This window comes from Sphingomonas yunnanensis (assembly GCF_019898765.1).
In the GTDB taxonomy this organism is placed as follows: Bacteria; Pseudomonadota; Alphaproteobacteria; order Sphingomonadales; family Sphingomonadaceae; genus Sphingomonas; species Sphingomonas yunnanensis.
This window is the reverse complement of sequence record NZ_JAIOKB010000002.1, coordinates 351,994-375,355: the sequence shown is the minus strand read 5'-3', so window position 1 is coordinate 375,355 and position 23,362 is coordinate 351,994. Positions and strand designations below refer to the sequence as shown.

Genomic DNA, 23,362 nt, shown 5'->3' with positions numbered 1-23,362 from the left:
TTCAGGATCCACGGTGCGGCTGGCCCAGCGGCGGCGGCTCGTGCGGCGCAGTGGATCCTGAGACAAGCTCAGCATGGCGCCGCCGAGAGTATGAAACGGGGCTCGTGTGCCCTCGCCGCCAGCGATGCGCCACGAACAGCGGCAGCGCGGCCAGCCCGACCACCCAGTGCGCCAGCGCCACCGCCGCGCGCGAGTCCTCGTCGGCGAGGTAATAGAGCAGGTCGCCGCTGAGCGCGAGCGCGACCCCGCTGGCGAACAAGGCGCCGCCCGACCAGCGCCGTCGCCGCGCGCGCCAGCCCGGCGCGACGTGCACGCCGTAGAGCAGCCCGAGCAGCGCCACCGTCGCGGTCGCCGCCACGCCGTGCACGCGCAGCGCCCAGGGCTCGGCCTGGCTCGGCTCGGGGCCGAACGCGCCCTCGCGCTGCGCCCAATGGTGCAGCACCAGCCACGCCGCGCCGCTCGCCCACACCAGCGCCAGCACCGCCTGCGCGAGACGCCGGAGCCCGCGCCTCACGCCACGATCTCCTGCCAGGCGCTGTCGGGGCGGTGGAGGACGGCGCGCGCGCCGAGTCGCGCCACCAGCGCCGCCGCCGCCGCGCCGCGCGCCAGCACCACCTTCGTCAACGCGTCCGCCACCGCGCAGCGCGGTGCGGCGACGCTGGCGAAGCCGGGCGGCAGCGCCGCGCCGGTGGCCGGGTCGCGGTGCTGTGGCGCGCCGCGGTCCTCGGCGGCGGCGGCGACGTCGCTGCTGGCGAGCGCGCCGCCGGCGATCAGCACCGCCATCGGCGGCGCGGCGTGGCGCGGCGTCAGCGCGACCCACTCGTCCGCGCCGTAGCTGCGCAGGTCGCCGCCGGCGTTGACCGTCGCCGCCGACACGCCGGCGCGGCGCAGCGCGGCGATCGCGCGGTCGACCGCATAGCCCTTGGCGATCCCGCCGAGGTCGAGCCGCAGCGGCCGCGCCACCGTCACCGCGCCGTGCGCCACGCGCAGGTCGCGCCACGTTGCCGCGCGCGGCGCGTCGGCGGCCCCGGGCATGACCGGGTCGAACGCGCCGTCGCTCGCGCGCGCCAGCGCCAGCGCGAGCCACAGGCAGCGCGCGGTGAGCGGATCGACGGCCACGCGCTCGCCCGCGCCGAGCCGCGCCACCGCGGCGAGGTCGCCGTCGTCGCGATAGGCGCTCATCCGCGCCTCGACCGCGGCGATCGCGGCGAAGGCGGCGTCGACCGCTCGCTCCAGCGCGCCCGGGCCCTCCGCGCGCACCGCGACGAGCGTGCCGAGCAGCGGGCGCGCGCGCTCAATGCGGCGCAAAGACGATCCGGTCGGTGGCGAGCAGCCGGCGCACGCCGTCGGCGACGTGGCGCGCCGAGAGCGTGCCGCCCGAGTTGTTGCGGATGTCCTGCCCCAGCGCGAGCGGCGCGCCGTCGCGCTTGCCGGTGAACTGCGCGCGCCACGCCGGGTCGCGCACCTGCCCGCCATAGCTCTCGCGATAGTCGAGGATCTCGAGCGCGCGCACCGCGCCGGCGGGGTCGAGCGCGAGCGCGAGCGTGATGTTCTCGTGCTTGCCCAGCACCTGGTCGACGATCAGCCGCGCGCCGTCGGGCGCGCGCCAGCTGTGCACCGCGCGCGCGTGGACGCTCACCCCCGAGTGCGCGCGGATCGCCGCCGCCTGCGCGTCGGTGAGCGCGCGGTCGTCGCGCACCAGCGAAACACCGGGAAAGAGCGCGGCCTTGGCCTGGTCGACGGTCATATAGGTGGTCGCCCAGGCCGGGCTCGCCAGCACCGGCGCGACGGCGAGCAGGACGAAGCGGCAGCGCATCCTCGCGCGCCTCAGAAGGGGATGCCGTATTTGAGCGTCACCTCGTCGCGCTCGTGGCTGCGCAGGAAGAGGTGGCGGCCGATGTCGCGCCCGTCCTCGTCATAGCCCGGGTTGCCCGCGACCTGGTGGAGCCAGCCGAGCGTCGCCCAGCCGTGCTGCCCGGCGAGGTGGAGCGACGGCCCGACCCAGTAGACCGAATGCTCGTGATGGACGAAATTGCCGTACTCGTTGTGGTTGCGCCCCTCGACGCCGAGATAGAGCCGGGGCGCGACACGCGCGGTGACGCCCAGCTCGTTGTTCCAGTCGAGCTCGCTGTTGGTGTCGTCGCGCCCGGCGAAGCGGATCGACTCGGCCTCGAGCACGAGGTTGTACGCGACGATCACGCGATCCTCGGCGAAGTTCTTCTGGACGATCGCGCGCGTCTCCAGCTCGAACGTGCCCGGCGCGTAGCGCAGCCCGTCGTGGAGGTCGCGGAAATCATACTCGGGCTCGATGTAGAGCGCGAGCCCCCAGCCGCCCTTGTTCTTGTACGGGCTGAGCGCGCGATAGACGAACTCGGCCGAGACGCTCTGCGGCGAGAAGCGATGGCGCGTGAAGCCGGTGTCGGCGTTCGGGTCGTCGTCGTCGGGCGCGCCAATGGCGTGGATCCGGTTCGAGTTGACGTAGAGCGAGGCCTGGAGATCGTCGGTCACCCCCACTTCCAGCTCGCTGCGGAAGTCGGTGGCGTCATAATGGCCGAAGCGGCGCCCGGCGCGCTCGCGCACCACCTGCTCGACCTCGACATGGCCCTTGGGCGTGAGATCGGTGGTGTAGAGCCGCGAGAACATGCCCTCGCCCGCGCGCGCCGGCGCGGCGGCGAGGCAGGCGCCGGCGAGCAGCGCGGCGCCGAGCGCGCGCGCGTGAGATGTCATGCGGATGATCCTCTGGGGTGATTGTTGCGACCGGTTCGCATGTACGCGGGGGAGGGGCGCGGTCACAAGCGACGGGTGACCCGCGATGGGGAGGGGGCGGGAGCCGCTGAGATCCTCCCCGCTTGCGGGGAGGGGGAGCGCGGGGGTGCGCTGAGATCCTCCCCGCTCCGCGGGGAGGGGGAGCGCGGGGGTGCGCTGAGATCCTCCCCGCTCCGCGGGGAGGGGGACCGCCGGCCCCAGGCCGGTGGCGGAGGGGGCTCTCAGCGGGAGGGCCGCTAGTTTACGCTAGATCGGGCGTATCCCCCCGCGGAAGCCCCGCTCCACCATGCTGCGCATGGTCCCCTCCCCGCCCAGCGGGGAGGATCTCGGTGCCTCGCCGAGACGGCGCCGCCTCCGTCCCCTTAACCCGTCCCGAACGGCAGGATCGTCTCGTAGCGCGCCAGCTCGGGCGCGCCCGCGACGGTGGCGCCGTGCCGCAGCAGGAAGGCGTGGCGGACGATCTCGGCCTGCTGCTCCAGCCCGTAGCGCGCGAGCGGCCAGCCCGGGTGGATGGTGTAATGGTAGCGGCACCACGGATGGCGCGCGAGCGGCAGGCACACGCCGCGCTGGTGCTGCCAGACGTGGCACATTTCGTGGACGAACAGCCCCTGCAGCCCGAGCGGCGCGGCGGCGAAATCGTCGCGCCACAGCTCGCCCTTGGGGTGGAAGTGGATCGTGCCGCGCGGCGCCATCACCACGTCGCGCGGCTGGAAGAAGGCCCAGGCGCGCCGCGCCAGCCGCACCGGCGCATAGTCGATCGCGTCGCCGTAGACCGAGCGCGCGAGAGCAATCTCGCCGGGGGTTAGCGGGCGGGTCATCGGCGTGTCGAACGTGCGACGCGGACGAAGAGACGCGCGACGCCCCCCTTTTTGCCGGGGCACCACGGGAACTGGTGTCCTACCTCTCCCTGACCGACTGGGACGTCCCCGGACCGCGGCTCACTCCGGCGCGGCATCCCCCGCCGCGATCACGCGCGCGTCCGCCCGCACCGCGCTGCCGTCGGCGAAGCGCAAGGTCAGCGGCAGCGTGCCGCCCGGCACGACGCTGGCGGGCAGGCCGAACAGCATGACGTGCTGCGCGCCCGGCACGAAGGCGACGCTGCCGCGCGCGGGCACACGCACGCTCGGCAGCGAGTCCATCGTCGCCATGCCGTTGCCGGTCATGCGGCTGGTGTGGAGCTCGACCCGCGCCGCGCCCGGCGCCTCGACTTGCACCAACGTGGCGTCCCCGGCACCGCCGTGGAGCAGGAAATAGCCCGCCGCCGGCCGCCCCGGCACCGCCGCGAGCCGCACATAGGCGTCCCCCGCGACAGGCGCGCTCGGCTCCGCCGAACAGGCGGCGAGCGACGCGGCGACCGTCAGGGCCGCGGCAAAGGTCCAGCGTGCGGTCACTCTCGTCTCCTCGCACGGCGGTGTAGGTGCCCCCGCTACGCCCGGCAAGCCGTGCGCCGCGCGCGCCGCCGCCTCGCGCCGCACCCGCCCAAGCCCGCGCCATTGCCAGCCGCGCCCCCGCCACCTAGGTCCGCGCGATGGCCGCACCCATCCTCTCCTACGAAAATCTCGGGCTGGTGCAGGGCGCCGGCTGGCTGTTCCGCCACCTCGACCTGTTCATCGGCGAGCGCGACCGGCTCGCGCTGATCGGCCGCAACGGCGCCGGCAAGTCCACCCTGCTCAAGCTGATCGCGGGCGCGATCGACAGCGACGAGGGCCGCCGCACGATCGTGCCGGGCACCAAGGTGGTGATGCTCGAGCAGGACCCCGATCTCGCCGGCTTCGCCACCCTGGCCGACTATGTCCTCTCCGGCGAGCAGCCGCCGCAGCCCTATGAGGCCGAGGCGATCGCGGGGCAGCTCGGCATCGATCTCACGCGCGAGGCCACCTCCGCCTCGGGCGGCGAGCGCCGCCGCGCCGCGATCGTGCGCGCGCTCGCGCTCGCGCCCGACGTGCTGCTGCTGGACGAGCCGACCAACCACCTCGACGTCGGCGCGATCGAGTGGCTGGAGGACTGGCTCAAGCGCTTCAAGGGCGCCTTCGTGGTGATCAGCCACGACCGCACCTTCCTCACCCGGCTGACGCGCCAGACGCTGTGGCTCGACCGCGGCGAGCTGCGCCGCGCCGAGGTCGGCTTCGGCGGCTTCGAGGCCTGGACCGAGCAGGTCTATGCCGAGGAGGAGCGCAACGCCGCGCGGCTCGACGCCAAGCTCAAGATCGAGGAGCACTGGCTCCAGCGCGGCGTCACCGGGCGGCGCCGGCGCAACCAGGGCCGGCTCGCCAAGCTCAAGGAGATGCGCGCCGAGCGCGCCGCCATGACCGGCCCGCAGGGCGCCGCCGCGCTGTCGATCGCGAGCGACGACGTCAAGACCAAGGTGGTGATCGACGTCGAGCATGTGTCGAAGAGCTACGGCGAGCGCGCGATCATCCGCGACCTCTCCCTGCGCGTCGCGCGCGGCGACCGGATCGGCATCGTCGGGCGCAACGGCGCGGGCAAGACGACGCTGCTCCGTCTGCTCACCGGCGAGATCGAGCCCGACGAGGGCACGATCCGGCGCGCCCGGACGCTCGACGGCATCGTCATCGACCAGCAGCGCAGCCTGATGGCGCCCGAGAAGACCGTGCGCGACGTCGTCGCCGACGGCGGCGAGTGGATCGACGTGCTCGGCACGCGCAAACACCTCCACGGCTATCTCAAGGAGTTCCTGTTCGATCCCTCGCTCGCCGAGGCCAAGGTGGGGTCGCTGTCGGGCGGCGAGCGCTCGCGCCTGCTGCTGGCGCGCGAGTTCGCGCGGCGCTCCAACCTGCTGGTGCTCGACGAGCCGACCAACGACCTCGACCTCGAGACGCTCGACCTGCTCCAGGAGGTGATCGCTGATTACGAGGGCACGGTGCTGATCGTCAGCCACGACCGCGACTTCCTCGATCGCACCGTGACGGTGACGCTGGGTCTCGACGGCACGGGCCACGTCGACGTGGTGGCGGGCGGCTACGAGGATTGGGAACGGCAGCGGCGCCCGCGCGTCGAGGCGGCGCGCCGGCCCGCGGTCAAGGCCGCCGCCGCCCCGCCGCCCCCGCCCCCGCCGGCGCGGACCAAGCTGACCTACAAGGACCAGCGCGATTACGAGCTGCTGCCGAAGCGGATCGAGGAGATCGACGCGGCGATCGCGCGCGACGAGGCGGCGATGGCCGATCCCGGGCTCTACGCCCGCGACGCCGCGGCGTTCGATCGGCTGAGCAAGGGCATCGCCGCGCTGCGCGACGAGAAGGAGGCCGCCGAGCTGCGCTGGCTCGAGCTGGCGGAGAAGGTGGAGGGGTGAGGGCGGGCGCTGCCTCAGGCGCCACTCCCCTCTCCTCAGTCGTGCAGGATCGGGCCGAGCGCGTTGACGGTCAGCTGCAGGCTCAGCGCATGTTCCATCTGCGGCCGCGCGCCGCCCAGCCCGAGGCGATATTGGTTGAGATAGCCGATATCGAGCATCACCTTGCGGCGGACGAAGGGCAGGGTGACGCCCGCCATGTTGCGCATCCGCTCGTAGCCCGAGCGCTGCCCCCAGGCGGTGCTGTTGGGGACGATGAAACTTTCGTGGCTCACGTACAGCGCGTAGCCGCGCCGGCCGAGCGGTTGGTTGTAGCGCGCCAGCGGGCGGACGCGGAAGCCGACCTCGCTGCCGCCGGGATTGAAGCGCTCGTCCACGCGCAGTCGCCCGACCAGCCGCCCGCGGGTCAGCACCAGCTGCTGGCGCAGCCGGTCCTCGTGCACCGTCGGCCCCGAGGCGCTGTACAGCCCGACGTGTCGGTAGCCGATACCCAGCTCGAGCGTGTCGCCGAGCTTGTAGCCGAGCAGGCCGCCGACCTCGGTCTGGGTCAGCCCGTCATTGCGGTCGCCCCAGCGAGCGATCTGCTCGAGCGTGACGCGCACCTGCGGGGTCAGCGGCACGACCAGGTTGACCTGTTCCCAGAGCTGCCCGTCCTCTACCTGCGCGGCGGCGGGCGCGGCGGAGAGGAGCAGGGCAGCGAGCGGGGCGGGGAGCAGGATCGCCCCCCGACGTGATGGCACCACCAACTTCTTCTCCCCTCGACGAGCCGCGCGTCGCTACACGCGGTGGCGCGCACGTGCCATAGCCGAGGATAAGGCGCGCCGCTGCGGCACATAGCGAAAAGCGGGACCGTCGCCGGCCCCGCCCCTCTCTCCCCGCACGGGACGCTACTGGTGCGGTCGGTCGCGCCGCGGCCTGCACTCCATCACAGGCCCTCGGCTCCCTCCGCGGCCGAAGCCGCGATCAGAAGTGCGCCACGCTGCCGAGCGTCGGGCGGGAACTGTTGGTCCAGCCGAAGAGCGAGACCTCGCCGCGCACGTGGATCCCCGGATCGCCGGTCAGGTCGCCGAGACCGATCTCCTCGGGGCCGACCTCGAAGCCGATGCCGCCGGTGACGTCGTGGACGTCGGGATCGGTGTTCACACGCTTCGGGAGGGGGGGCGCTCGCCTCACCACCGTCATCCCGCCTGCGCGGGGATGACGGGAAGGGGGTGATGACGGAAGGGGGAAGGACGAGATGGGGATGACGAGCGGGTAGATATGACGAGCGGGGGAGATGTTCGAAAGGGAAGGATGTCGGGACGGTGAAGCGTCGCGCCGGCGCAGTCAGCCCGCGGGCGGCGGACGGTGGAAACGGCGGGGGATCCGCCGCGCGGGCGACCTTCGCGCCGAGGCCCGCTCACTCCGCCTCATACTTGATCTCCAGGAAGCGCCGCCGGGTCGCGAGCGCGTCGAGGTCGCCCTGGGCGAGTTCCCCGCTGGTGGCGGCGAGCTCGCGCTCGATCACGCCGAGCCCCTCCACCAGCTGCTGGTCGGGCGTGCGGCCGCCGCGCGCGGTGCGGCGCAGGTCCGGCGGGACGCGCGCGTAATCGCGCACGAAGTCGGGCAGCTGCTCGCCGATCAGCCGGCGCATGTCGGCCGCGGCGGCGCTGGTCTCGTCGAGCGCGGCGAGCTGGACACCGAGCGTGTCGAGCCGCTGCTCGATCCGGTCGACCACCGCCAGCGCGGGCGCGGGCAGCGACGGGCGCTGCGCGTCGAGCCAGCGCGCGGTCTGCGCCGGCAGCGCCTTGAGCTCGGAGCGCGCCAGCCGCTCGGGGGTCGGCACCGGGGTCGCGGGGGCGAAGGCGATCGCCAGCGTCGCCGCCAGCATCAGGGTGATCGCCGCCACGCCGCCGAACAGGCCGACCCCGAGCAGCGCCGCCACCAGCAGGATCGCGCCGTTCACCGCCGCGATCGCCGCCAGCCGCGCCTTAGCCCCGCCGCGCCCGCGCCGCGGGCGACGCTGCACCGTCAGCACGCCGCGCCCGCTCACCCGGCCCGCGGCGGCGCGCGCGCCCGCGATCGCGGCGTCGGTGTCGTGGCTCGGCGGCAGCGTCACAGCGCCTCCAGCTTGAACTGCTCGGCCGGGCTGGCGAGGCTGTTGCGCGACGCCCCCTCGGCGCGCGCGATATAGCCGCGCGACTTGTCGACCTCGCGCCCGAGCGTCTCCACCGTGACCTTCATCGTGTCGAGCGACTTGAGCTTGAACGTGTCGATCGCGTCCATCGTGTCGTAGATGTTCTGGAAGGCGCGCTGCAGCGTCTCCAGCGGGATGGTCGAGGCGGCGGCCTGCTCGTGGATCGCGGCGGTGTTCTGGCGCAGCAGCTTGCCGGTCGAGTCGATCAGCCCCGCGGTGGTGGCGTTGAGCTGGGTGACCTGTTCCAGCACCAGCTTCTGGTTGGTCAGCGCCTGCGCCACCGTCACCGCGGTGCGCAGCGCCGCCACGGTGGTGGTGCTGGCGCGGTCGACGCCCTTGATCAGCTCGAAATTGTTCTTCTTGACCAGGTCGAGCGCGAGATAGCCCTGCACCGTCACCGCCATCTGGGTGAGCAGGTCCTGCGTGCGCTGGCGCGCGTAGAACAGAGCGGTCTCGCGGATCGCCTTGGCCTTGGCGGGATCGCTGGCGTCGAGCTCGTTGGCCTTGTCCTCCAGCCGCGCGTCCATCGCGCGGGCGAGGTGGATCATCTGCTCCAGCCGCCCCATCGAGGCCCAGAGATTGGCGCGCTCGGTGTCGATCGCGGCATTGTCCATCAGCAGCTCGTCCTTGCCCGAGGACAGGCTGCGCAGGATCGCGGCGATGTGCGTCTGGCTGCTCTTATAGCCGTCGAAATAGTCGCGCATCTTCGAGCCGAACGGGATCACGCCGAACAGTTTCTGCGGCTTGGAGAGATTGCCGCGGCGGCCGGGATCGAGCTGCTCGACGGTGCGGCGCAGCTCGGCGAGGTCCTTGCCGACCCCTGCCTCCTTGTCCATCGCGCGCACCGGGCGATCGAGGAAGCGGTTGGACTGGCCCGCGGCGTCGCGGATCTCCTTCTGTCCCATCGCGGTGATCGCGTCGACGCGCTTGCCGAACTCGGGCGAGTTGACGTCCTCCGCGAGCAGTTGCTCGACGAAGGCGTCGACCCGCTTCTCCAGCTCGCTGCGCGTGCCGGGGTCGACCGGCACGAGCCCCGCGGCGCGCTCGCTCGGGACCGCGGGGACGGGGTCGGGCGGGGTCAGCGTCAGCGCCGGCGCGGTCTCGGTACCGGGGGAGGTCGCCATGCTCGTCTCCTTCGTGCGTCGCGCTCTTGTCTCGCGGTGGCGCGCGCTGTTCAACTGTGTTGTGGATGTAATACGGTGGGGCGGCGTTGTCGAGGTGGGAGCGCGCGGATCTCACCGCCGTGACGGGTAGCCCAGAGCGGCGTCGCCCCCTTCCTCGCGCCGCGTGTCTAGCTTACTTTCGAGGGTGCGTGGGACGGCGACATGCGGGTGAATTCGGACGAGGCGATCCGGCGCGGGATGCTGGTGCATCGAGGGAGTGTAGGTCGAAAAACAGCCAAGCGGCATCTTAGATCCTCCCCTGCAAGGGGAGGTGGCGCGCGCAGCGCGTCGGAGGGGTGTCGCGGGGGCGTGTGTCCCGCGGTCCTAATTACCGGCGACACCCCTCCGTCAGGCCTGCGGCCTGCCACCTCCCCTTGCAGGGGAGGATCGAGGAGCAGGTCACCGCTTGGCTTACCCGGCATCATGTCGAGGGCCGATCCACGTCGCTGATCCAGCTGCAGAAGGCCGAGATCGCGAACGTCGCCTTCGACGTGATTGACATGCGGCCGTTGCACCAGCCCGCCTGACAGCTCCCGACCCCTCGCCCCATGCTGCGGCCGCGAAGACTGGCGCCCGCGCTCGCTTTCCGCTATGCGCGCCGGCGACATCGCCTGCGGCCGCCGCGGGCCACCTCAGGAATCCGTATGAACCTGCGCAACATCGCCATCATCGCGCACGTCGATCATGGCAAGACGACCCTCGTCGACCAGCTCTTCCGCCAGTCGGGCACGTTCCGCGACAACCAGCGCATCGAAGAGCGCGCGATGGACTCGAACGACCTCGAGAAGGAGCGCGGGATCACCATCCTCGCCAAGCCGACCTCGATCGTGTGGAACGACACGCGCATCAACATCGTCGACACGCCCGGCCACGCCGATTTCGGCGGCGAGGTCGAGCGCATCCTCTCGATGGTCGACGGCGTGATCCTGCTGGTCGACTCGTCCGAGGGCGCGATGCCGCAGACCAAGTTCGTCACCGGCAAGGCGCTGGCGCTCGGCCTGCGGCCGATCGTGGTGGTCAACAAGATCGACCGCCCCGACGAGCGCACCCAGGAAGTGCTCGACGAGGTGTTCGACCTGTTCGTCTCGCTCGACGCGACCGACGAGCAGCTCGACTTCCCCGTGCTCTTCGCCTCGGGCCGCAACGGCTATGCCTCGACCGACCCCAAGGCGCGCGAGGGCACGCTGACGCCGATGTTCGAGAAGATCGTCGAGCACGTCCCCGCGCCCAAGGTCGACCTCGAGGCGCCGTTCACCTTCCTGGTGACATTGCTCGACCGCGACAATTTCCTCGGCCGCATCCTGACCGGCCGGGTCAACTCGGGCGTGGTCAAGCTCAACCAGCCGATCCATGCGCTCGACAACGACGGCAATATCGTCGAGGCGGGCCGCGCCTCCAAGCTGATGTCGTTCCACGGCCTGGAGCGCGTGCCGGTCGAGGAAGCGCGCGCGGGCGAGATCATCAGCCTCGCCGGCCTCGCCGTCGCCACCGTCGCCAACACGATCGCCGACACCTCGGTGAGCGAGCCGCTCCACGCCCAGCCGATCGACCCGCCGACGCTGTCGATGCGCTTCGCGGTGAACGACTCGCCGATGGCGGGGCGCGAGGGCAGCAAGGTGACGAGCCGCATGATCCGCGATCGCCTGATGCGCGAGGCCGAGTCGAACGTCGCGATCAAGGTGACCGAGGCCGCCGACCGCGACAGTTTCGAGGTCGCGGGCCGCGGCGAGCTTCAGCTCGGCGTGCTGATCGAGACGATGCGCCGCGAGGGCTTCGAGCTCGGCATCAGCCGCCCGCGCGTGCTGTTCGGCGAGGACGAGAACGGCAAGAAGACCGAACCGTACGAGACCGTCATCATCGACGTGGACGAGGAATATTCGGGTACCGTCGTCGAGAAGATGAACCTGCGCAAGGCTGAGCTGACCGACATGCGTCCGTCGGGCGGCGGCAAGACCCGCATCACCTTCTCCGCGCCGAGCCGCGGCATGATCGGCTATCACGGCGAGTTCCTGTCGGACACGCGCGGCACCGGCATCATGAACCGGCTGTTCGAGAAGTACGGCCCGCACAAGGGCGCGATCGAGGGCCGCAAGAACGGCGTGCTGATCTCCAACGGCGCGGGCGAGGCGCAGGGCTATGCGCTCGGCCCGCTCGAGGACCGCGGCGTGCTCTTCGTCGGCCACGGCGAGGCGCTGTACGAGGGCATGATCATCGGTGAGAACGCCAAGACGGACGACCTCGAGGTCAATCCGATGAAGGCGAAGCAGCTCACCAACTTCCGCGCCTCGGGCGGCAAGGACGACGCGATCCGCCTGACCCCGCCGAAGAAGATGACGCTGGAGCAGGCGATCGCCTATATCGACGACGACGAGATGGTGGAGGTGACGCCCAAGTCGATCCGCCTGCGCAAGCGCTACCTCGACCCGCACGAGCGCAAGCGCGCCGGCCGCGCCAAGGTGGCGGCGTAAGGGGAGGGGGCGTAGCGCCCCCTCCGTCGCTCGTCGCACGGGAAGCGGGCATCCCTTTTCTTCTTGCTCACGTGCAGGGGATGGTTGCGACACCCGTCAGTCTGAGTGTTGCGCACCCGTGTTCCGGCGAGAGCCGGAACCCAGGGCCAAGCGGAGCGACCCCTGCCGGTGTGCGTGGCTCTGGGCTCCTGCGTGTGGAGGAGCACGAAAGGCGTTCGCCGACCTTGCTCGGCGAGGGAACGTTGGAGGCGCGGTGCTGACGGCGGCTGGCCTCGCCTTCGCCCCCGACAAACCTATGTTACCGCCATCTTCCGCCCCGCCAGCAAAACGGCTAACGGCGGGAAATGGCCGCCGATTCCGTCCCGTCCGATCCGTCCATCCGCGATGACGTGGACCCCACGGGGCTCGCCGCCGGCAAACGGGCCGAGGGCACGATGGACACCGGCGCCAACGAACCGATCGAGCGCAGCGGTCTGCATCACTGGCGCGAGAGCACGATCACCGATCCCGACCTGAACGACCGCGGCGGCGTCTTCTTCGCCGCGATCGAGATGACGCGGATGCCGATGATCCTCACCGATCCCAACCTCGACGACAATCCCATCGTCTTCGCCAACAAGGCGTTCCTCGACCTCACCGGCTATGAGGAGGAGGAGATCCTCGGGCGCAACTGCCGCTTCCTCCAGGGCGCGCAGACGGATCGCAACGCGGTGGCAGAGCTGCGCCACGCGGTCGAGAACAAGTCCGCGGTGGCGCTCGAGCTGCTCAACTATCGTCGCGACGGCACCCCGTTCTGGAACGCGGTGTTCGTCGGCCCCGTCTATGACACGGGCGGGACGCTGCGCTATTTCTTCGCCAGCCAGCTCGACGTGACGCGCCGGCGCAACACCGAGCAATCGTACCGCCAGGCGCAGAAGATGGAGTCGATCGGCCAGCTCACCGCCGGGCTGGCGCACGACTTCAACAACCTGCTCCAGGTGGTCAACGGCAACCTCGAGCTGGTCGCCACCGCCAAGGATCCCGAGCGCGCGCAGCGCTACGTCGCCGCGGCGCAGTCCGCGGCCGAGCGCGGCGCCAAGCTGACACGCCAGCTGCTCGCCTTCGCGCGCAAGACCCGGCTCGAGCCGCGCGCGCTCGACCTCACCCAGCTCGTCACCGAGTTCAGCGACCTGATCGAGAGCTCGGTCAACAAGCAGGTCGAGATCCATCTCAGCCTGCGCCGCGGGCTCGCGCCGGTGGTGGTCGATCCCGACCAGCTCGAGATGGCGCTGCTCAACATCGTCAACAACGCGCGCGACGCCATGCCCGAGGGCGGGCTGGTGACGATCACGACCCGGCCGCTCAAGCTCGATCCGATCGACAATGGCGACGGCACGGGCAACACCGCGCTGCGCGACGGGGTCGAGCTCGCCGCGGGCAACTATGTCGTGCTCGAGGTGCAGGACGAGGGCCATGGCATGTCGCCCGAGGTGATCGAGCGCGCCACCGAGCCCTTCTTCACCACCAAGGGCGTCGGCAGCGGCACCGGGTTGGGGCTGGCGATGGCGAGCGGCTTCGTTCGCCAGTCGGGCGGTCGGCTCGAGATCGAGAGCAAGCCGGGCGAGGGCACCGTGGTGCGCATGCTGTTCCCCGGCGGTCGCGCCGAGCAGCGCGAGGAGGCCGCGCCCGCGCCGCACGTCGCCGCCAGCGCCGTGTTCGACAGCGACGGCGTGCGCCACATCCTGGTGGTGGAGGACAGCGACGAGGTGCTCGCGATCGCGCGCGAGATCCTCGAGAGCGCGGGCTATCACGTCTCCACCGCGGCCAACGGCGAGCAGGGCCTGCGCCTGTTCGAGCAGATCCACCCGCAGGACCGGATCGACCTGCTCTTCACCGACCTGGTGATGCCGGGCGGGATGAACGGCCTGATGCTGGCCGACGCGGTGGTCGAGCGCGACGCCTCGGTCTCGGTGCTGATGACCACCGGCTACAACGAGGAACTCGTGATCAACGGTACGCGCGCGCGCGCCACCGACGTGCTGAGCAAGCCCTATCGTCGCGCCGAGCTGCTCGATCGCGTCAGCCAGGCGCTCAACCGCCGCGGCGAGCGCGGGGCGCGGCGACGTCGGTCGGACTTCGGCGCGGCGCAGGTGTGAGCGGCAGGCGGTCGCAAGGTCGTGTCTGATTTAGATCGACACTTGTGGTCACTCGTGCGAGCCCGTGGCGCAACGCCGCTGTACCCGCGAGATACCGCGGTGGCGGTGCCAGATGACGGTCCCGGCATGACAATGGTTACCGCCTGGAAAGTTGGTGCACTTACGTAATTTACTCATTTTTGCAGATTTATAGTCGAGCCCGCGGCGTGCTATTGGTTTCGTAATCTGTTGATGCCACGAAACGCCCATGATCTCGACGGTGAGCCTCGAAGCGAAGCGGGAGCGTGAGCGGCTGGGCGCGCTCGCGCGCCTCCAGATCCTCGACACCCCGGCCGAGCCGATGTTCGACCAGATCACGCATGTCGCGGCGCTGGCGATCGGCGTGCCCTACAGCGCGGTGACGCTGGTCGACGATCGCCGCGCCTGGTTCAAATCGCGGCGAGGCTTCCGTTCGGGCGAGATCCCGCGCGCGTACTCCTTCTGCGCGCACACGCTGCTCTCGCCCGAGCTGATGGAGGTGACCGACCTCGCCGCCGACGAGCGCTTCGTCGACCATCCGATGGTCGCGGGCCATCCGGGGCTGCGCTTCTACGCGGGCGCGCCGCTGGTCACCGCCGGCGGCCACCATCTCGGCGCGCTGAGCGTGCTCGACACGCGGCGCCGCGCCAATCTGTCCGCGGCCGAGCGCAAGATCCTGCTCGCGCTGGCGCGGATCGCGGTGGAGCAGATCGAGACGCGGCTTGCCCGCTCCGCCGGCGAGATCGCGCAGCAGATGGTGGAGAGCGCGCCGGTCGCGGTGCTCTACACCGACGCTGCCGGCCAGATCGTCTACGCCAACGCGCTCGGCGCGGGCATGCTGGGGACCCACCCGTTCGAGCTGATCGGCCGTCCCGCGAGCGCGCTGCTGCCGCAGTGGGACGCCGCGGTCGCGGCGTTCGGCAGCGAGACCGACGCCAGCACCGATTATGCCGGCGAGGCGCGCCACGCCTCGGGGCGGATGATCCCGGTGGCGCTGACGCTGTCGAGCTGCAGGCTCGGCGCGGAGATGGGCGGTTATGGCGTGATCATGCGCGACGAGACCGTCCGCCGCGCGCTCGAGCGCGACAACGCCGAGGCGCACGCCTTCCTCGACACGATCATCGACCACCTGCCCGCGATGCTGTTCGTCAAGGACAGCGCCACCGGCCGCTACCTGCTGACCAACCGCGCCGGCGAGCAGTTGATGGGGCGCCCGCGTTCCGAGATGATCGGGCGCACCGCGCGCGAGCTCTACCCGGCCTGCGGCGACCGTTACGAGGAGCAGGATCGGATCGCGCTGGCGAGCCCGGCCGCCGAGCAGCGTTTCGAGAATGAGATCCTCCGCCCCGACGGCAGCCGCGCGAGCCTGCGCACGACGCGGATCGTGCTCGACGGCCCCGACCGCCCGGGTCAGTATCTGCTCGGCCTGTCCGAGGACGTCACCGAGGTGCGCCGCGCCGAGGCCGAGATCCTGCGCCTCGCGCATTTCGACTCGCTCACCGGGCTGGTCAACCGCCACAGCTATGTCGACCAGCTCGACGAGCTGATGGCCTCCGGCACCGAGCTCGCGCTGCTGTCGATCGACCTCGATCGCTTCAAGGCGGTCAACGACCAGTTCGGCCATGTCGCGGGCGACGTCGTGCTCGCCGCGGTGGGCGAGCGGCTGCAGGCGCTGGTCGAGCCGACCGACGTGGTCGCGCGCGTCGGCGGCGACGAGTTCATCATGCTGGTGGTCGGCGACTCGCCGGCGTCGCGCGCGCGCGGTGTCGCCGAGGCGGTGATCGCGGCGATCGCGCAGCCCTTCCCCACGTCGATGGGCACCGCGCATGTCGGCGCCAGCGTCGGCATCGTGCTGGCACCGGTGCATGCCGCCATCACCTCGGAATTGCGCCACTGCGGCGACGTCGCGCTCTACCGGGCCAAGGCCAGCGGGCGCGGCGCGATCTGCTTCTACCACCCGTCGCTGGACGAGGCCGCGCGTGACCGCCGCGCGCTCGAGCTCGACCTGCGCGCGGCGATGGAGCGCGGCGAGATCACCTTGCTGTACCAACCGGTACTCAAGGTCGACACCGGCGCGATGGCGAGCGCCGAGGCGCTGGCGCGCTGGACCCACCCCACGCGCGGCCCGATCCGGCCGGACCTGTTCATCGCGATCGCCGAGGAGAGCGGGCTGATCGTGCCGCTCGGCCGCATGCTGCTGCGCCAGGCCTGCATCGACGCCGCCACCTGGCCCGACCATCTGGCGGTCGCGGTCAACCTCTCGCCGGTGCAGTTCCACGCGGGCGACGTCTACGACACGGTGATCGCCGCGCTGGCCGACAGCGGGCTGCCGCCGCGCCGGCTCAAGCTGGAGGTGACCGAGAACGTCGTGATGCACGACGTCGAGCGCACCTTCGTCGAGCTCGAGCGGCTGCGCGCCGCCGGGATCAAGATCCTGATGGACGACTTCGGCACGGGCTATTCGTCGCTCAGCTATTTCGAGCGCTTCCCGTTCGACAAGGTGAAGATCGACCAGTCGTTCGTGCGCGGGCTCGACACCTCGCGCGCGGCGGGCGCGATCATCAAGGCGATCGTCGGGCTGGGCGAGGCGCTCGGCATGGCGATCGTCGCCGAGGGGGTCGAGACGTGCGCGCAGCGCGACGCGCTGGTGCTGGCGGGCTGCACGCATCTCCAGGGCTATCTGTTCAGCCGCCCGGTCAGCTCGGCCAGCATCGCCGCATTGGGCGCGGCCGGCCCGGACGCCTGCGCGATCGCCGCCTGACCTCAGGCACCACATTTCGTCGCGCCCGCGAAACGTTCCGTCGCGCGATCGGCCTATGATGTGCCCGAGGCCTGCCGCGTGGCGGGCGGGAGGTGCGAGTGGACGACTGGATCCGGCCGTGGCGGCTGTACGCGGACGTCGACGGGCGCGCGACGCGACGCGACTATTGGCTCTTCCATCTCGGCGCGGCGGCGGTGCTGGTGGCGGTCGCGATCGTCACCCGGCTCGTGGAGGACTCGCTCGCCTGGCTGATCGCCGCGCTGGGGCTGGGCGAGAGCAACGCCGCCGCGCTGCTGCTGTTCGCGATCATGCTCGCGCCGCTGCTCGCGCTCCCGATCCTGCTGGTGCCGAGCCTCGCGGTGAGCGCGCGCCGGCTGCGCGACCTTCGGCTCTCGCGGCGCTGGCTGCTGCTGCTGGGACTGCCGTTCGGCGGTGTCGCGCTGCTCGTGCTGCTGGGGCTCGGCCGCGAGGGCGCGAGCGAGGTCGAGCTGCCGGCGCCGACGCGGCGCGCTGCCATCGACGCCGACATTGACGAGCTCGCCGAGCAGGCGCGCTTTCCCGCCTGAGAGCGACCGACGGAGGATCCGATGCTGCCTGATTACGTCACGCGACCGTTCCGGCTCTATGCGGTGTTCCGCGGGCGATCGACGCGGCGCGAATATTGGAGCTTCGCGATCGTGGCGCTGGCGGTTCTGTTCGCCGCGGTCTGCCTCGGCGGCGCGTTGGACGGTCCCGGCAGCAAGAGCGGGACGGTAACATCGTTCGTCCTTGTCGGGCTGGCCTTGCTGTCTCCAGGCGTGGCGCTCAAGTCGCGCCGCTTGCACGACATCGGACTCTCAGCATGGTGGATGCTGGCCACCTGCGTGCCGCTCGTCGGCGGCGTGATCGACCTGTTCTTTGGCCTCACGCCCGGCGATGCCGGCGAGAACCGCTTCGGCCCCGATCCGCGTGCGAGCGAGCCGGCGGCGGACCCGCCAGCTGAGGTGGCGACGGGCTGACCCAGGCCGTGTCGTCATCGGGACAGTCGTCCCCCTGCCCGGGAAGATCGAGTAGTCTCCACATTAATCCCGATGCGCTCTCGACCTCACGCCCCCGCGTCGGTCAGTCGCTCGAGCTGGTCGGGCGTGAGCGACAGCGTCATCGCGCCGACCAGCTCCTCCACCTGTCGCGCCGAGGTGGCGCTCGCGATCGGGGCGGTCACGCCGGGCTGCGCGATCAGCCACGCCAGCGCGACCTGCGCCAGCGTCGCGCCCGACTCGCCCGCGACCGAGTCGAGCGCCGCCAGCACCGCGGCGCCCTTGCCCTCGAGCAGCTCGGCCACCTTCGCGCCGCGCACGCTCTGCGCGAGATCGTCGCGGCTGCGGTACTTGCCGGTGAGGAAGCCCGAGGCGAGCCCGTAATAGGGCACCACGCCGATGTTCTCGGTGACGCAATAGTCCTGCAACTCGCCCTCGAAGCGATGCCGCGTGACCAGATTATATTCGGGCTGGAGAACCTGATAATGCGGCAGCCCGACGGCGCGCGCCGCCTCCACCGAGGATTTCAGCCGCGCCGCGTGGAAGTTGGAGGCGCCGAGCACGCGCACCTTGCCCGCCTCGACCAGCCGCGCGAACGCCTCGGCGACCGCCTCCTGCGGCTGTGCCTCGTCGTCGCGATGCGCGAAATAGAGGTCGATCCGATCGGTGCCGAGCCGCCGCAAAGAGGCCTCGCACGCCGCCGCGACCCGCGCGGGCGCCAGCCCCTCGCCGCCCTCGCCGGGCAGCATGCCGACCTTGGTGGCGATCAGCACCTGGTCGCGCTTGCCGCTGGCGCGCAGCCACTCGCCGATCATCGCCTCGGACTCGCCGCCCTGGTGACCGTCGACCCAGGCCGAGTAGACGTCGGCGGTATCGATCATCGTGCCGCCGCCCGCGACGAAGGCGTCGAGCACCGCGACGCTGGCGGCGCGGTCGGCGGTCCAGCCGAACACGTTGCCGCCCAGCACCAGCGGCGCGATCTTGAGGTCGGAGGCGCCGAGGCGGCGGAGATCGGTCATGTGGGTCATCCCGGGGCGTCGAGCGCCGCCGCGCGCGCTGGCGCGGCGGCGGCGGGGTCGGTCAGGCTCAGTCTTTCAGCTTCTCGCCCGCGCGCACCAGCGTGTTGCCGGTGGCGTCGGCGGCGCGGTCACCCGCGTTGCTCAGCGCGTCGCCGGTGCGGTCGCCCGCGTTGCGGAGCGAGGCGCCGGTGCGGTCGAGGCCGTTCTCGGCCGAGTTGAGCGCGCGGTCGGTGGCGGCGTCGACGTCGTCCACCGCGTTCGAGGTGGTGGCGGCGGTGTCGGCGGCCATCGTGTTCGCCGCGGCGGCGGACTGGTCCTGCGCCTTCTCGCTGCAGGCCGCGAGGCCCAGCGCGGTGGTGGCGGCGAGGGCGGCGATCAGCGTGCGCTTCATGGACATAACTCCCCTGTCGTTACGCCGGCACAATAGCCGGGGGTGGGGCGCGAACGCCGCAGCGGGGGGAAAGGGTCCCGATAGCTGATCGACGTTGTACCGCGCTGAGCCACGCGCGCCGCTCACTTGAGCTGCTCGACCACCCCGTCGATCACGAACTGCACCGCCAGCGCCGCGAGCAGCACGCCGAGCAGCCGCGTGATCACCGCCTCGATCTTGGCGCCGAGGATCCGCATGATCGGCCCTGCCGCCAGCAGCGAGCCCAGCATCAGCAGCAGGTTCGCGCCCAGCGCCGCCATCACCACCGCCGAGCGCTCGAGGCCGTTGCTGCGCGCCATCAGCAGCATCACCGTCGCGATCGAGCCCGGGCCCGCGATCATCGGCATCGCCATCGGGAAGATCGAGACGTCGTCCGCCTCCTCCGCGGTCACCTTGGCGGCGCGGTCCTCGCGGCGCTGCGTGCGCTTCTCGAACACCATCTCGAGCGCGATCAGGAACAGCATCAGCCCGCCCGCGATGCGGAACGAGGCGAGCTCGATCCCGAGCGCGTGGAGCAACGGCTCGCCCGCCAGCGCGAACAGCAGCAGGATCCCCGCCGCCGCCACCACCGCGCGGATCGCCATGGCGCGGCGATGCGCCGGGGTGGCGCCCGCGGTCAGCCCGGCGAAGATCGGCGCGCAGCCGGGCGGGTCGATGATCAGGAACAGCGTGACGAAGGACGAGACGAACAGCTCGACCATCTCAGAGCGACGGGTCCGCCGCCAGCCCGGCGCGGCGCGCCGCCGCGACGACGGTGTTGCGCAGCAGCACCGCGATCGTCATCGGCCCGACCCCGCCCGGCACCGGGGTGATCGCCCTCGCCACCTCGGCGACGCGCGGGTCGACGTCGCCGACCAGCCCGCCCTCGACGCGGTTGATGCCGACGTCGATCACGGTCGCACCCGGCTTGATCCACTCGGGCTGGACGAAGCCGGGGATGCCGACCGCGGCGACGACGATATCGGCCATGCGCACATGCGCCATCACGTCGCGCGTGCGGCTGTGCACCGTCGTCACGGTGCAGCTCTCCTGGAGCAGCAGCGCCGCCATCGGTTTGCCGACGATGTTCGAGCGGCCGATCACCACCGCCTCCAGCCCGGCGAGATGCGGGTGGACGTCGCGCAGCAGCATCAGGCAGCCGAGCGGCGTGCACGGCACCAGCGCGTCCAGCCCGGTGGCGAGCCGCCCGGCGTTGAGCGGGTGGAAGCCGTCGACGTCCTTGTCGGGGTCGACCCGCGCGATCACCGCGCGCTCGTCGATGTGGCGCGGCAGCGGCAGCTGGACGAGGATGCCGTCCACCGCCGGGTCGGCGTTGAGCCGGTCGACGAGGGCGATCAGCGTGTCCTGCGTCGTCTCGGCGGGGAGGCGGTGCTCGAAGCTCGCCATGCCCGCGGCCAGCGTCGCCTTGCCCTTGGAGCGGACATAGACCGACGAGGCTGCGTCCTCGCCGACCAGCACCACCGCGAGTCCCGGCTGGCGCCCGGCGGCCTCGGTGAAGGCGGCGGCGGCGGTGGCGACACGGTCGCGCAGCGCGGCGGCGAAGGCTTTTCCGTCGATGAGGCGGGCGGTCATGACTCGGCCGCATAGAGCGAAGCGGCGCGCTGTGCCAGCGCCGCGGGGTCGCCTTTGATCGTCAGCCGCTTGAGCCGCGCGGTCTGGCCCGCCACCAGCGCCACGTCGCGCTTCGCCACGCCGAAGTGGCGCGCCACCAGCGCGACCAGCGCCTCGTTGGCGGCGCCGTCGACCGGGGCGGCGGAGAGGCGCGCGGCGAGATGCTCCTCGGTGCCCGAGGCCAGCGAGTCGTGCCCGCCGCGCGGCGTCACGCGCACAGCGAGCGCGATCCCGTCCGCGGTCGCGCGCCAGGCGCTCAGACGGCGGCGCCCACCAGCACGCTCGCGGCGATGTTGTTGAGGATGATGTTGAGGATCACCAGCCCGAGCAGCACCACCATCGGCGCGAAGTCGATCCCGCCGGTGGCGGGCAGCAGGCGGCGGATCGGGCGGTAGAGCGGCTCGGTCAGCCGGTCGAGCCCGTCGTGCAGCCCGCGGATGAACGGGCTGGAGGTGTTGATGATGTTGAACACGATCAGCAGCGACAGGATGAACTGGATGATGATGATCCAGCGCACGAACGAGATCAGCACCTGCAGGATCTGGATGATGGTGAGCGTCAGCACGCGCGGCGTCTCCGTGATGGTGTATCGGTCATATAGGGCACTGGCGCGGCCTGTGCCAGCGGGGTGTGGGGCGGGGGTCGACGTCGGTGCCGATCTAGCTCCTCCCCGCTCGCGGGGAGGGGAACCATGCGAAGCATGGTGGAGGGGGGCTTCCGTATACGAGCCGGTGCGTTCGCGGCGAGCCCGCTCCACCACTCGCTTCGCGAGCGGTCCCCCTCACCGCCGAGCGGGGAGGATCTACACCCCCCTCACCGCCGGATCAGCGTGCCCGCGCCGCGCCGCGTGAAGATCTCGAGCAGCATCGCGTGCGGCACGCGGCCGTCGAGCACCACCGCGGCGTCGACCCCGGCCTCGACCGCGGCGACGCAGGTCTCCAGCTTGGGGATCATCCCGCCCCTGATCGTGCCCTCCTCGCGCAGCCGCCGGATCGCCGCGGGGTCGAGGTCGGTGAGCAGCTGGCCGTCGCGGTCGAGCACGCCCGCGACGTCGGTCAGCAGGAAGAAGCGTGCCGCGCCCAGCGCCGCGGCGATCGCGCCCGCCATCGTGTCGGCGTTGATGTTGTAGGTGTGGCCGTCGGCGCCGATGCCGATCGGCGCGATCACCGGGATGATGCCGTCGCGGCTGAGCGAATCGATGATGCGGCGGTCGACCGCGACCGGCTCGCCGACGAAGCCGAGGTCGACCTTGCGCTCGATCCCCTGCAGCGGATCGGGGTCGCGCCCGCCGACCTTCTCGGCCCGCACCAGACCGGCGTCCTTGCCCGAGATGCCGACCGCGCGCCCGCCGGCGCGGCCGATCCAGCCGACGATCTCCTTGTTGATCGATCCGGCCAGGACCATCTCGGCGATCTGCGCGGTCTCCGCGTCGGTCACGCGCAGGCCGTCGACGAACCGCGACTCGACGCCCAGCCGCTTGAGCATGCTGCCGATCTGCGGTCCGCCGCCGTGCACCACCACCGGGTTGATGCCGACCGCCTTGAGCAGCACCACGTCCTCGGCGAAATCCGCCTGCGCCTCGGGCTCGCCCATCGCGTGGCCGCCGTATTTCACCACGAAGGTCTTGCCGGCATAGCGCTGGAGATAGGGCAGCGCCTCCACCAGCGTCTCGGCCTTAAGCGACGGGGGGAGCGCGGCGGCGGGGGTCGGATCGGTCATCCGCGGCGCCATAGCGGCGCGGGGGCGGGGGCGAAAGGTCAGCCGTCAAGCCGGCGGCCCAGCGCGACCATCAGGTAGATCAGCGGCGGCACCAGCACGATCGACAGCACCACCTTCGCCAGCATCTGCCCCGCCATCAGCCAGCCCACCGCGGAGAGGCCGAAGGCGATCGAGATGAACAGCACCGAGTCGACGATCTGGCTCAGCGCGCTGGCGGTCGCGGCGCGGAACCACAGCAGCCGCCCGCCCTCGCGCCCCTTGAGCCAGGAGAAGATCGTGACGTTGAGCGTCTGCGACACGCCGTAGGCGACGATGCCGCCCGCCCAGATCCACGGCGTCGCGCCCATCATCTGCTCGAAGGCGGCGAGATGCGCGCGGTCCATCTCGGGCGCGGCGGGCAGCTCGAGCACCACCAGGGTCAACCCCATCGAGACGAGCAGCGGCACGAAGCCCATCAGCACCAGCCTGCCCGCGACCTTCTGCCCGTGCAGCTCGGCGATCGCGCTGGAGGTAACCACCAGCAGCAGGAAGGCGAAGATCCCCGCCTCCACCGCGAGCGGCGGCAGCCCCACCAGCGGCCCCAGCGCCGAGATCGGCCCGAGCGACACCTGCTTGTTGCCGAGCACCCCGGCGATGCAGACCATCCCGCCGTAGAAGATCGACAGGGCGAACAGCGAGCGCGGGATCGGGGCGTGGGGTCGGGAGGCCATCCCGGGCGTCGTAGCGGGCGCGGGTGGCGCGGGGAAGGTGCTGCGGGCCGGCTGTTCCCGTGC

24 protein-coding genes are annotated in these 23,362 nt (G+C 71.6%); 6 read left to right on the top strand and 18 right to left on the bottom strand.

Features of this window, described 5'->3' with window-relative positions; translation table 11 throughout:
* Window position 1: 1 nt before the first annotated feature.
* From K7957_RS07960 to K7957_RS07935, 6 genes are all read right to left on the bottom strand, one after another.
* Window positions 2–514 carry a hypothetical protein gene (locus K7957_RS07960; RefSeq protein WP_223011443.1) on the bottom strand — a complete coding sequence of 171 codons (513 nt, stop codon included), beginning with the start codon at window positions 512–514 and terminating at the stop codon, window positions 2–4.
* Window positions 511–1,308 (bottom strand): FAD:protein FMN transferase, encoded by a 798-nt coding sequence (locus K7957_RS07955; RefSeq protein ID WP_223011442.1) that lies wholly within the window; start codon window positions 1,306–1,308, stop codon window positions 511–513. The genes K7957_RS07960 and K7957_RS07955 overlap by 4 nt, the downstream gene beginning before the upstream one ends.
* Window positions 1,295–1,816 (bottom strand): FMN-binding protein, encoded by a 522-nt coding sequence (locus tag K7957_RS07950; RefSeq protein WP_223011441.1) that lies wholly within the window; start codon window positions 1,814–1,816, stop codon window positions 1,295–1,297. Before K7957_RS07950 ends, K7957_RS07955 begins: the two co-directional genes overlap by 14 nt.
* Window positions 1,817–1,827: 11 nt before the next feature.
* Window positions 1,828–2,727 carry a DUF6662 family protein gene (locus tag K7957_RS07945; RefSeq protein ID WP_223011440.1) on the bottom strand — a complete coding sequence of 300 codons (900 nt, stop codon included), beginning with the start codon at window positions 2,725–2,727 and terminating at the stop codon, window positions 1,828–1,830.
* Between the two features lie 401 nt (window positions 2,728–3,128).
* The gene (locus K7957_RS07940; protein WP_223011439.1) at window positions 3,129–3,584 is read right to left on the bottom strand and encodes a vgr related protein; all 456 of its coding nucleotides are present in this window, start codon (window positions 3,582–3,584) and stop codon (window positions 3,129–3,131) included.
* 120 nt (window positions 3,585–3,704) lie between these two features.
* A complete protein-coding gene (locus K7957_RS07935; protein WP_343228346.1) occupies window positions 3,705–4,157 on the bottom strand; it encodes a copper chaperone PCu(A)C in 453 nt (150 codons plus the stop codon).
* Between the two features lie 137 nt (window positions 4,158–4,294).
* Between K7957_RS07935 and K7957_RS07930 the strand changes: the two genes are divergently transcribed.
* Window positions 4,295–6,076, top strand: coding sequence for an ABC-F family ATP-binding cassette domain-containing protein (locus K7957_RS07930; protein ID WP_223011438.1), 1,782 nt, complete (start codon window positions 4,295–4,297; stop codon window positions 6,074–6,076).
* 35 nt (window positions 6,077–6,111) lie between these two features.
* Here the strand turns inward: K7957_RS07930 and K7957_RS07925 are convergent, their stop codons facing one another.
* From K7957_RS07925 to K7957_RS07910, 4 genes are all read right to left on the bottom strand, one after another.
* A complete protein-coding gene (locus tag K7957_RS07925) occupies window positions 6,112–6,813 on the bottom strand; it encodes a DUF2490 domain-containing protein (protein ID WP_343228345.1) in 702 nt (233 codons plus the stop codon).
* A 223-nt stretch (window positions 6,814–7,036) separates the two neighbouring features.
* Window positions 7,037–7,246 carry a hypothetical protein gene (locus K7957_RS07920; RefSeq protein ID WP_223011436.1) on the bottom strand — a complete coding sequence of 70 codons (210 nt, stop codon included), beginning with the start codon at window positions 7,244–7,246 and terminating at the stop codon, window positions 7,037–7,039.
* Window positions 7,247–7,472: 226 nt separating this feature from the next.
* On the bottom strand, window positions 7,473–8,171 hold the full coding sequence (locus K7957_RS07915; RefSeq protein WP_223011435.1) for a hypothetical protein: 699 nt from the start codon (window positions 8,169–8,171) through the stop codon (window positions 7,473–7,475).
* Window positions 8,168–9,373, bottom strand: a complete 1,206-nt coding sequence (locus tag K7957_RS07910; protein WP_223011434.1) for a toxic anion resistance protein — start codon at window positions 9,371–9,373, stop codon at window positions 8,168–8,170. Before K7957_RS07910 ends, K7957_RS07915 begins: the two co-directional genes overlap by 4 nt.
* Window positions 9,374–10,056: 683 nt before the next feature.
* Between K7957_RS07910 and typA the strand changes: the two genes are divergently transcribed.
* The 5 genes from typA (at window position 10,057) to K7957_RS07885 (ending at window position 17,792) form a co-directional block, all read left to right on the top strand.
* Window positions 10,057–11,880 carry a translational GTPase TypA gene (typA, locus tag K7957_RS07905; RefSeq protein WP_223011433.1) on the top strand — a complete coding sequence of 608 codons (1,824 nt, stop codon included), beginning with the start codon at window positions 10,057–10,059 and terminating at the stop codon, window positions 11,878–11,880.
* Between the two features lie 344 nt (window positions 11,881–12,224).
* A complete protein-coding gene (locus K7957_RS07900) occupies window positions 12,225–14,015 on the top strand; it encodes a histidine kinase famiy protein (protein ID WP_223011432.1) in 1,791 nt (596 codons plus the stop codon).
* Between the two features lie 259 nt (window positions 14,016–14,274).
* Complete coding sequence (locus K7957_RS07895; RefSeq protein ID WP_343228344.1) at window positions 14,275–16,794, top strand: sensor domain-containing phosphodiesterase; 2,520 nt, start codon at window positions 14,275–14,277, stop codon at window positions 16,792–16,794.
* Window positions 16,795–16,892: 98 nt separating this feature from the next.
* Window positions 16,893–17,360: a DUF805 domain-containing protein gene (locus K7957_RS07890; RefSeq protein WP_223011430.1), complete on the top strand. Its 468-nt coding sequence runs from the start codon at window positions 16,893–16,895 to the stop codon at window positions 17,358–17,360.
* A gap of 21 nt (window positions 17,361–17,381) precedes the next feature.
* Window positions 17,382–17,792 (top strand): DUF805 domain-containing protein, encoded by a 411-nt coding sequence (locus K7957_RS07885; protein ID WP_223011429.1) that lies wholly within the window; start codon window positions 17,382–17,384, stop codon window positions 17,790–17,792.
* An 86-nt stretch (window positions 17,793–17,878) separates the two neighbouring features.
* Here the strand turns inward: K7957_RS07885 and K7957_RS07880 are convergent, their stop codons facing one another.
* The 8 genes from K7957_RS07880 to K7957_RS07845 form a co-directional block, all read right to left on the bottom strand.
* Window positions 17,879–18,829 carry an aldo/keto reductase gene (locus K7957_RS07880; protein WP_223011428.1) on the bottom strand — a complete coding sequence of 317 codons (951 nt, stop codon included), beginning with the start codon at window positions 18,827–18,829 and terminating at the stop codon, window positions 17,879–17,881.
* Between the two features lie 67 nt (window positions 18,830–18,896).
* Window positions 18,897–19,220 carry a hypothetical protein gene (locus tag K7957_RS07875; RefSeq protein ID WP_223011427.1) on the bottom strand — a complete coding sequence of 108 codons (324 nt, stop codon included), beginning with the start codon at window positions 19,218–19,220 and terminating at the stop codon, window positions 18,897–18,899.
* A 122-nt stretch (window positions 19,221–19,342) separates the two neighbouring features.
* Complete coding sequence (locus K7957_RS07870; RefSeq protein ID WP_223011426.1) at window positions 19,343–19,960, bottom strand: MarC family protein; 618 nt, start codon at window positions 19,958–19,960, stop codon at window positions 19,343–19,345.
* 1 nt (window position 19,961) lies between these two features.
* The gene (gene folD / locus K7957_RS07865; RefSeq protein WP_223011425.1) at window positions 19,962–20,831 is read right to left on the bottom strand and encodes a bifunctional methylenetetrahydrofolate dehydrogenase/methenyltetrahydrofolate cyclohydrolase FolD; all 870 of its coding nucleotides are present in this window, start codon (window positions 20,829–20,831) and stop codon (window positions 19,962–19,964) included.
* Entirely contained in the window at window positions 20,828–21,088 is a 261-nt protein-coding gene (locus tag K7957_RS07860) for a DUF167 domain-containing protein (RefSeq protein ID WP_485118609.1), read from the bottom strand. Before K7957_RS07860 ends, folD begins: the two co-directional genes overlap by 4 nt.
* Window positions 21,089–21,126: 38 nt before the next feature.
* Window positions 21,127–21,435 (bottom strand): YggT family protein, encoded by a 309-nt coding sequence (locus K7957_RS07855; protein WP_223011424.1) that lies wholly within the window; start codon window positions 21,433–21,435, stop codon window positions 21,127–21,129.
* Window positions 21,436–21,683: 248 nt separating this feature from the next.
* On the bottom strand, window positions 21,684–22,589 hold the full coding sequence (gene argB / locus K7957_RS07850) for an acetylglutamate kinase (RefSeq protein WP_223011423.1): 906 nt from the start codon (window positions 22,587–22,589) through the stop codon (window positions 21,684–21,686).
* 38 nt (window positions 22,590–22,627) lie between these two features.
* Window positions 22,628–23,299, bottom strand: a complete 672-nt coding sequence (locus tag K7957_RS07845) for a queuosine precursor transporter (RefSeq protein ID WP_223011422.1) — start codon at window positions 23,297–23,299, stop codon at window positions 22,628–22,630.
* Window positions 23,300–23,362: the final 63 nt, after the last annotated feature.

Excerpts from the sequence above, each read along its gene's own strand:
- K7957_RS07950 (WP_223011441.1), bottom strand. The coding sequence starts at position 1,816 with ATGCGCTGCCGCTTCGTCCTGCTCGCCGTCGCGCCGGTGCTGGCGAGC.
- K7957_RS07945 (WP_223011440.1), bottom strand. The coding sequence starts at position 2,727 with ATGACATCTCACGCGCGCGCGCTCGGCGCCGCGCTGCTCGCCGGCGCC.
- K7957_RS07940 (WP_223011439.1), bottom strand. The coding sequence starts at position 3,584 with ATGACCCGCCCGCTAACCCCCGGCGAGATTGCTCTCGCGCGCTCGGTC.
- K7957_RS07930 (WP_223011438.1), top strand. The coding sequence starts at position 4,295 with ATGGCCGCACCCATCCTCTCCTACGAAAATCTCGGGCTGGTGCAGGGC.
- K7957_RS07910 (WP_223011434.1), bottom strand. The coding sequence starts at position 9,373 with ATGGCGACCTCCCCCGGTACCGAGACCGCGCCGGCGCTGACGCTGACC.
- typA (WP_223011433.1), top strand. The coding sequence starts at position 10,057 with ATGAACCTGCGCAACATCGCCATCATCGCGCACGTCGATCATGGCAAG.
- K7957_RS07900 (WP_223011432.1), top strand. The coding sequence starts at position 12,225 with ATGGCCGCCGATTCCGTCCCGTCCGATCCGTCCATCCGCGATGACGTG.
- K7957_RS07885 (WP_223011429.1), top strand. The coding sequence starts at position 17,382 with ATGCTGCCTGATTACGTCACGCGACCGTTCCGGCTCTATGCGGTGTTC.
- K7957_RS07880 (WP_223011428.1), bottom strand. The coding sequence starts at position 18,829 with ATGACCGATCTCCGCCGCCTCGGCGCCTCCGACCTCAAGATCGCGCCG.
- K7957_RS07875 (WP_223011427.1), bottom strand. The coding sequence starts at position 19,220 with ATGAAGCGCACGCTGATCGCCGCCCTCGCCGCCACCACCGCGCTGGGC.
- K7957_RS07870 (WP_223011426.1), bottom strand. The coding sequence starts at position 19,960 with ATGGTCGAGCTGTTCGTCTCGTCCTTCGTCACGCTGTTCCTGATCATC.
- folD (WP_223011425.1), bottom strand. The coding sequence starts at position 20,831 with ATGACCGCCCGCCTCATCGACGGAAAAGCCTTCGCCGCCGCGCTGCGC.
- argB (WP_223011423.1), bottom strand. The coding sequence starts at position 22,589 with ATGACCGATCCGACCCCCGCCGCCGCGCTCCCCCCGTCGCTTAAGGCC.
- K7957_RS07845 (WP_223011422.1), bottom strand. The coding sequence starts at position 23,299 with ATGGCCTCCCGACCCCACGCCCCGATCCCGCGCTCGCTGTTCGCCCTG.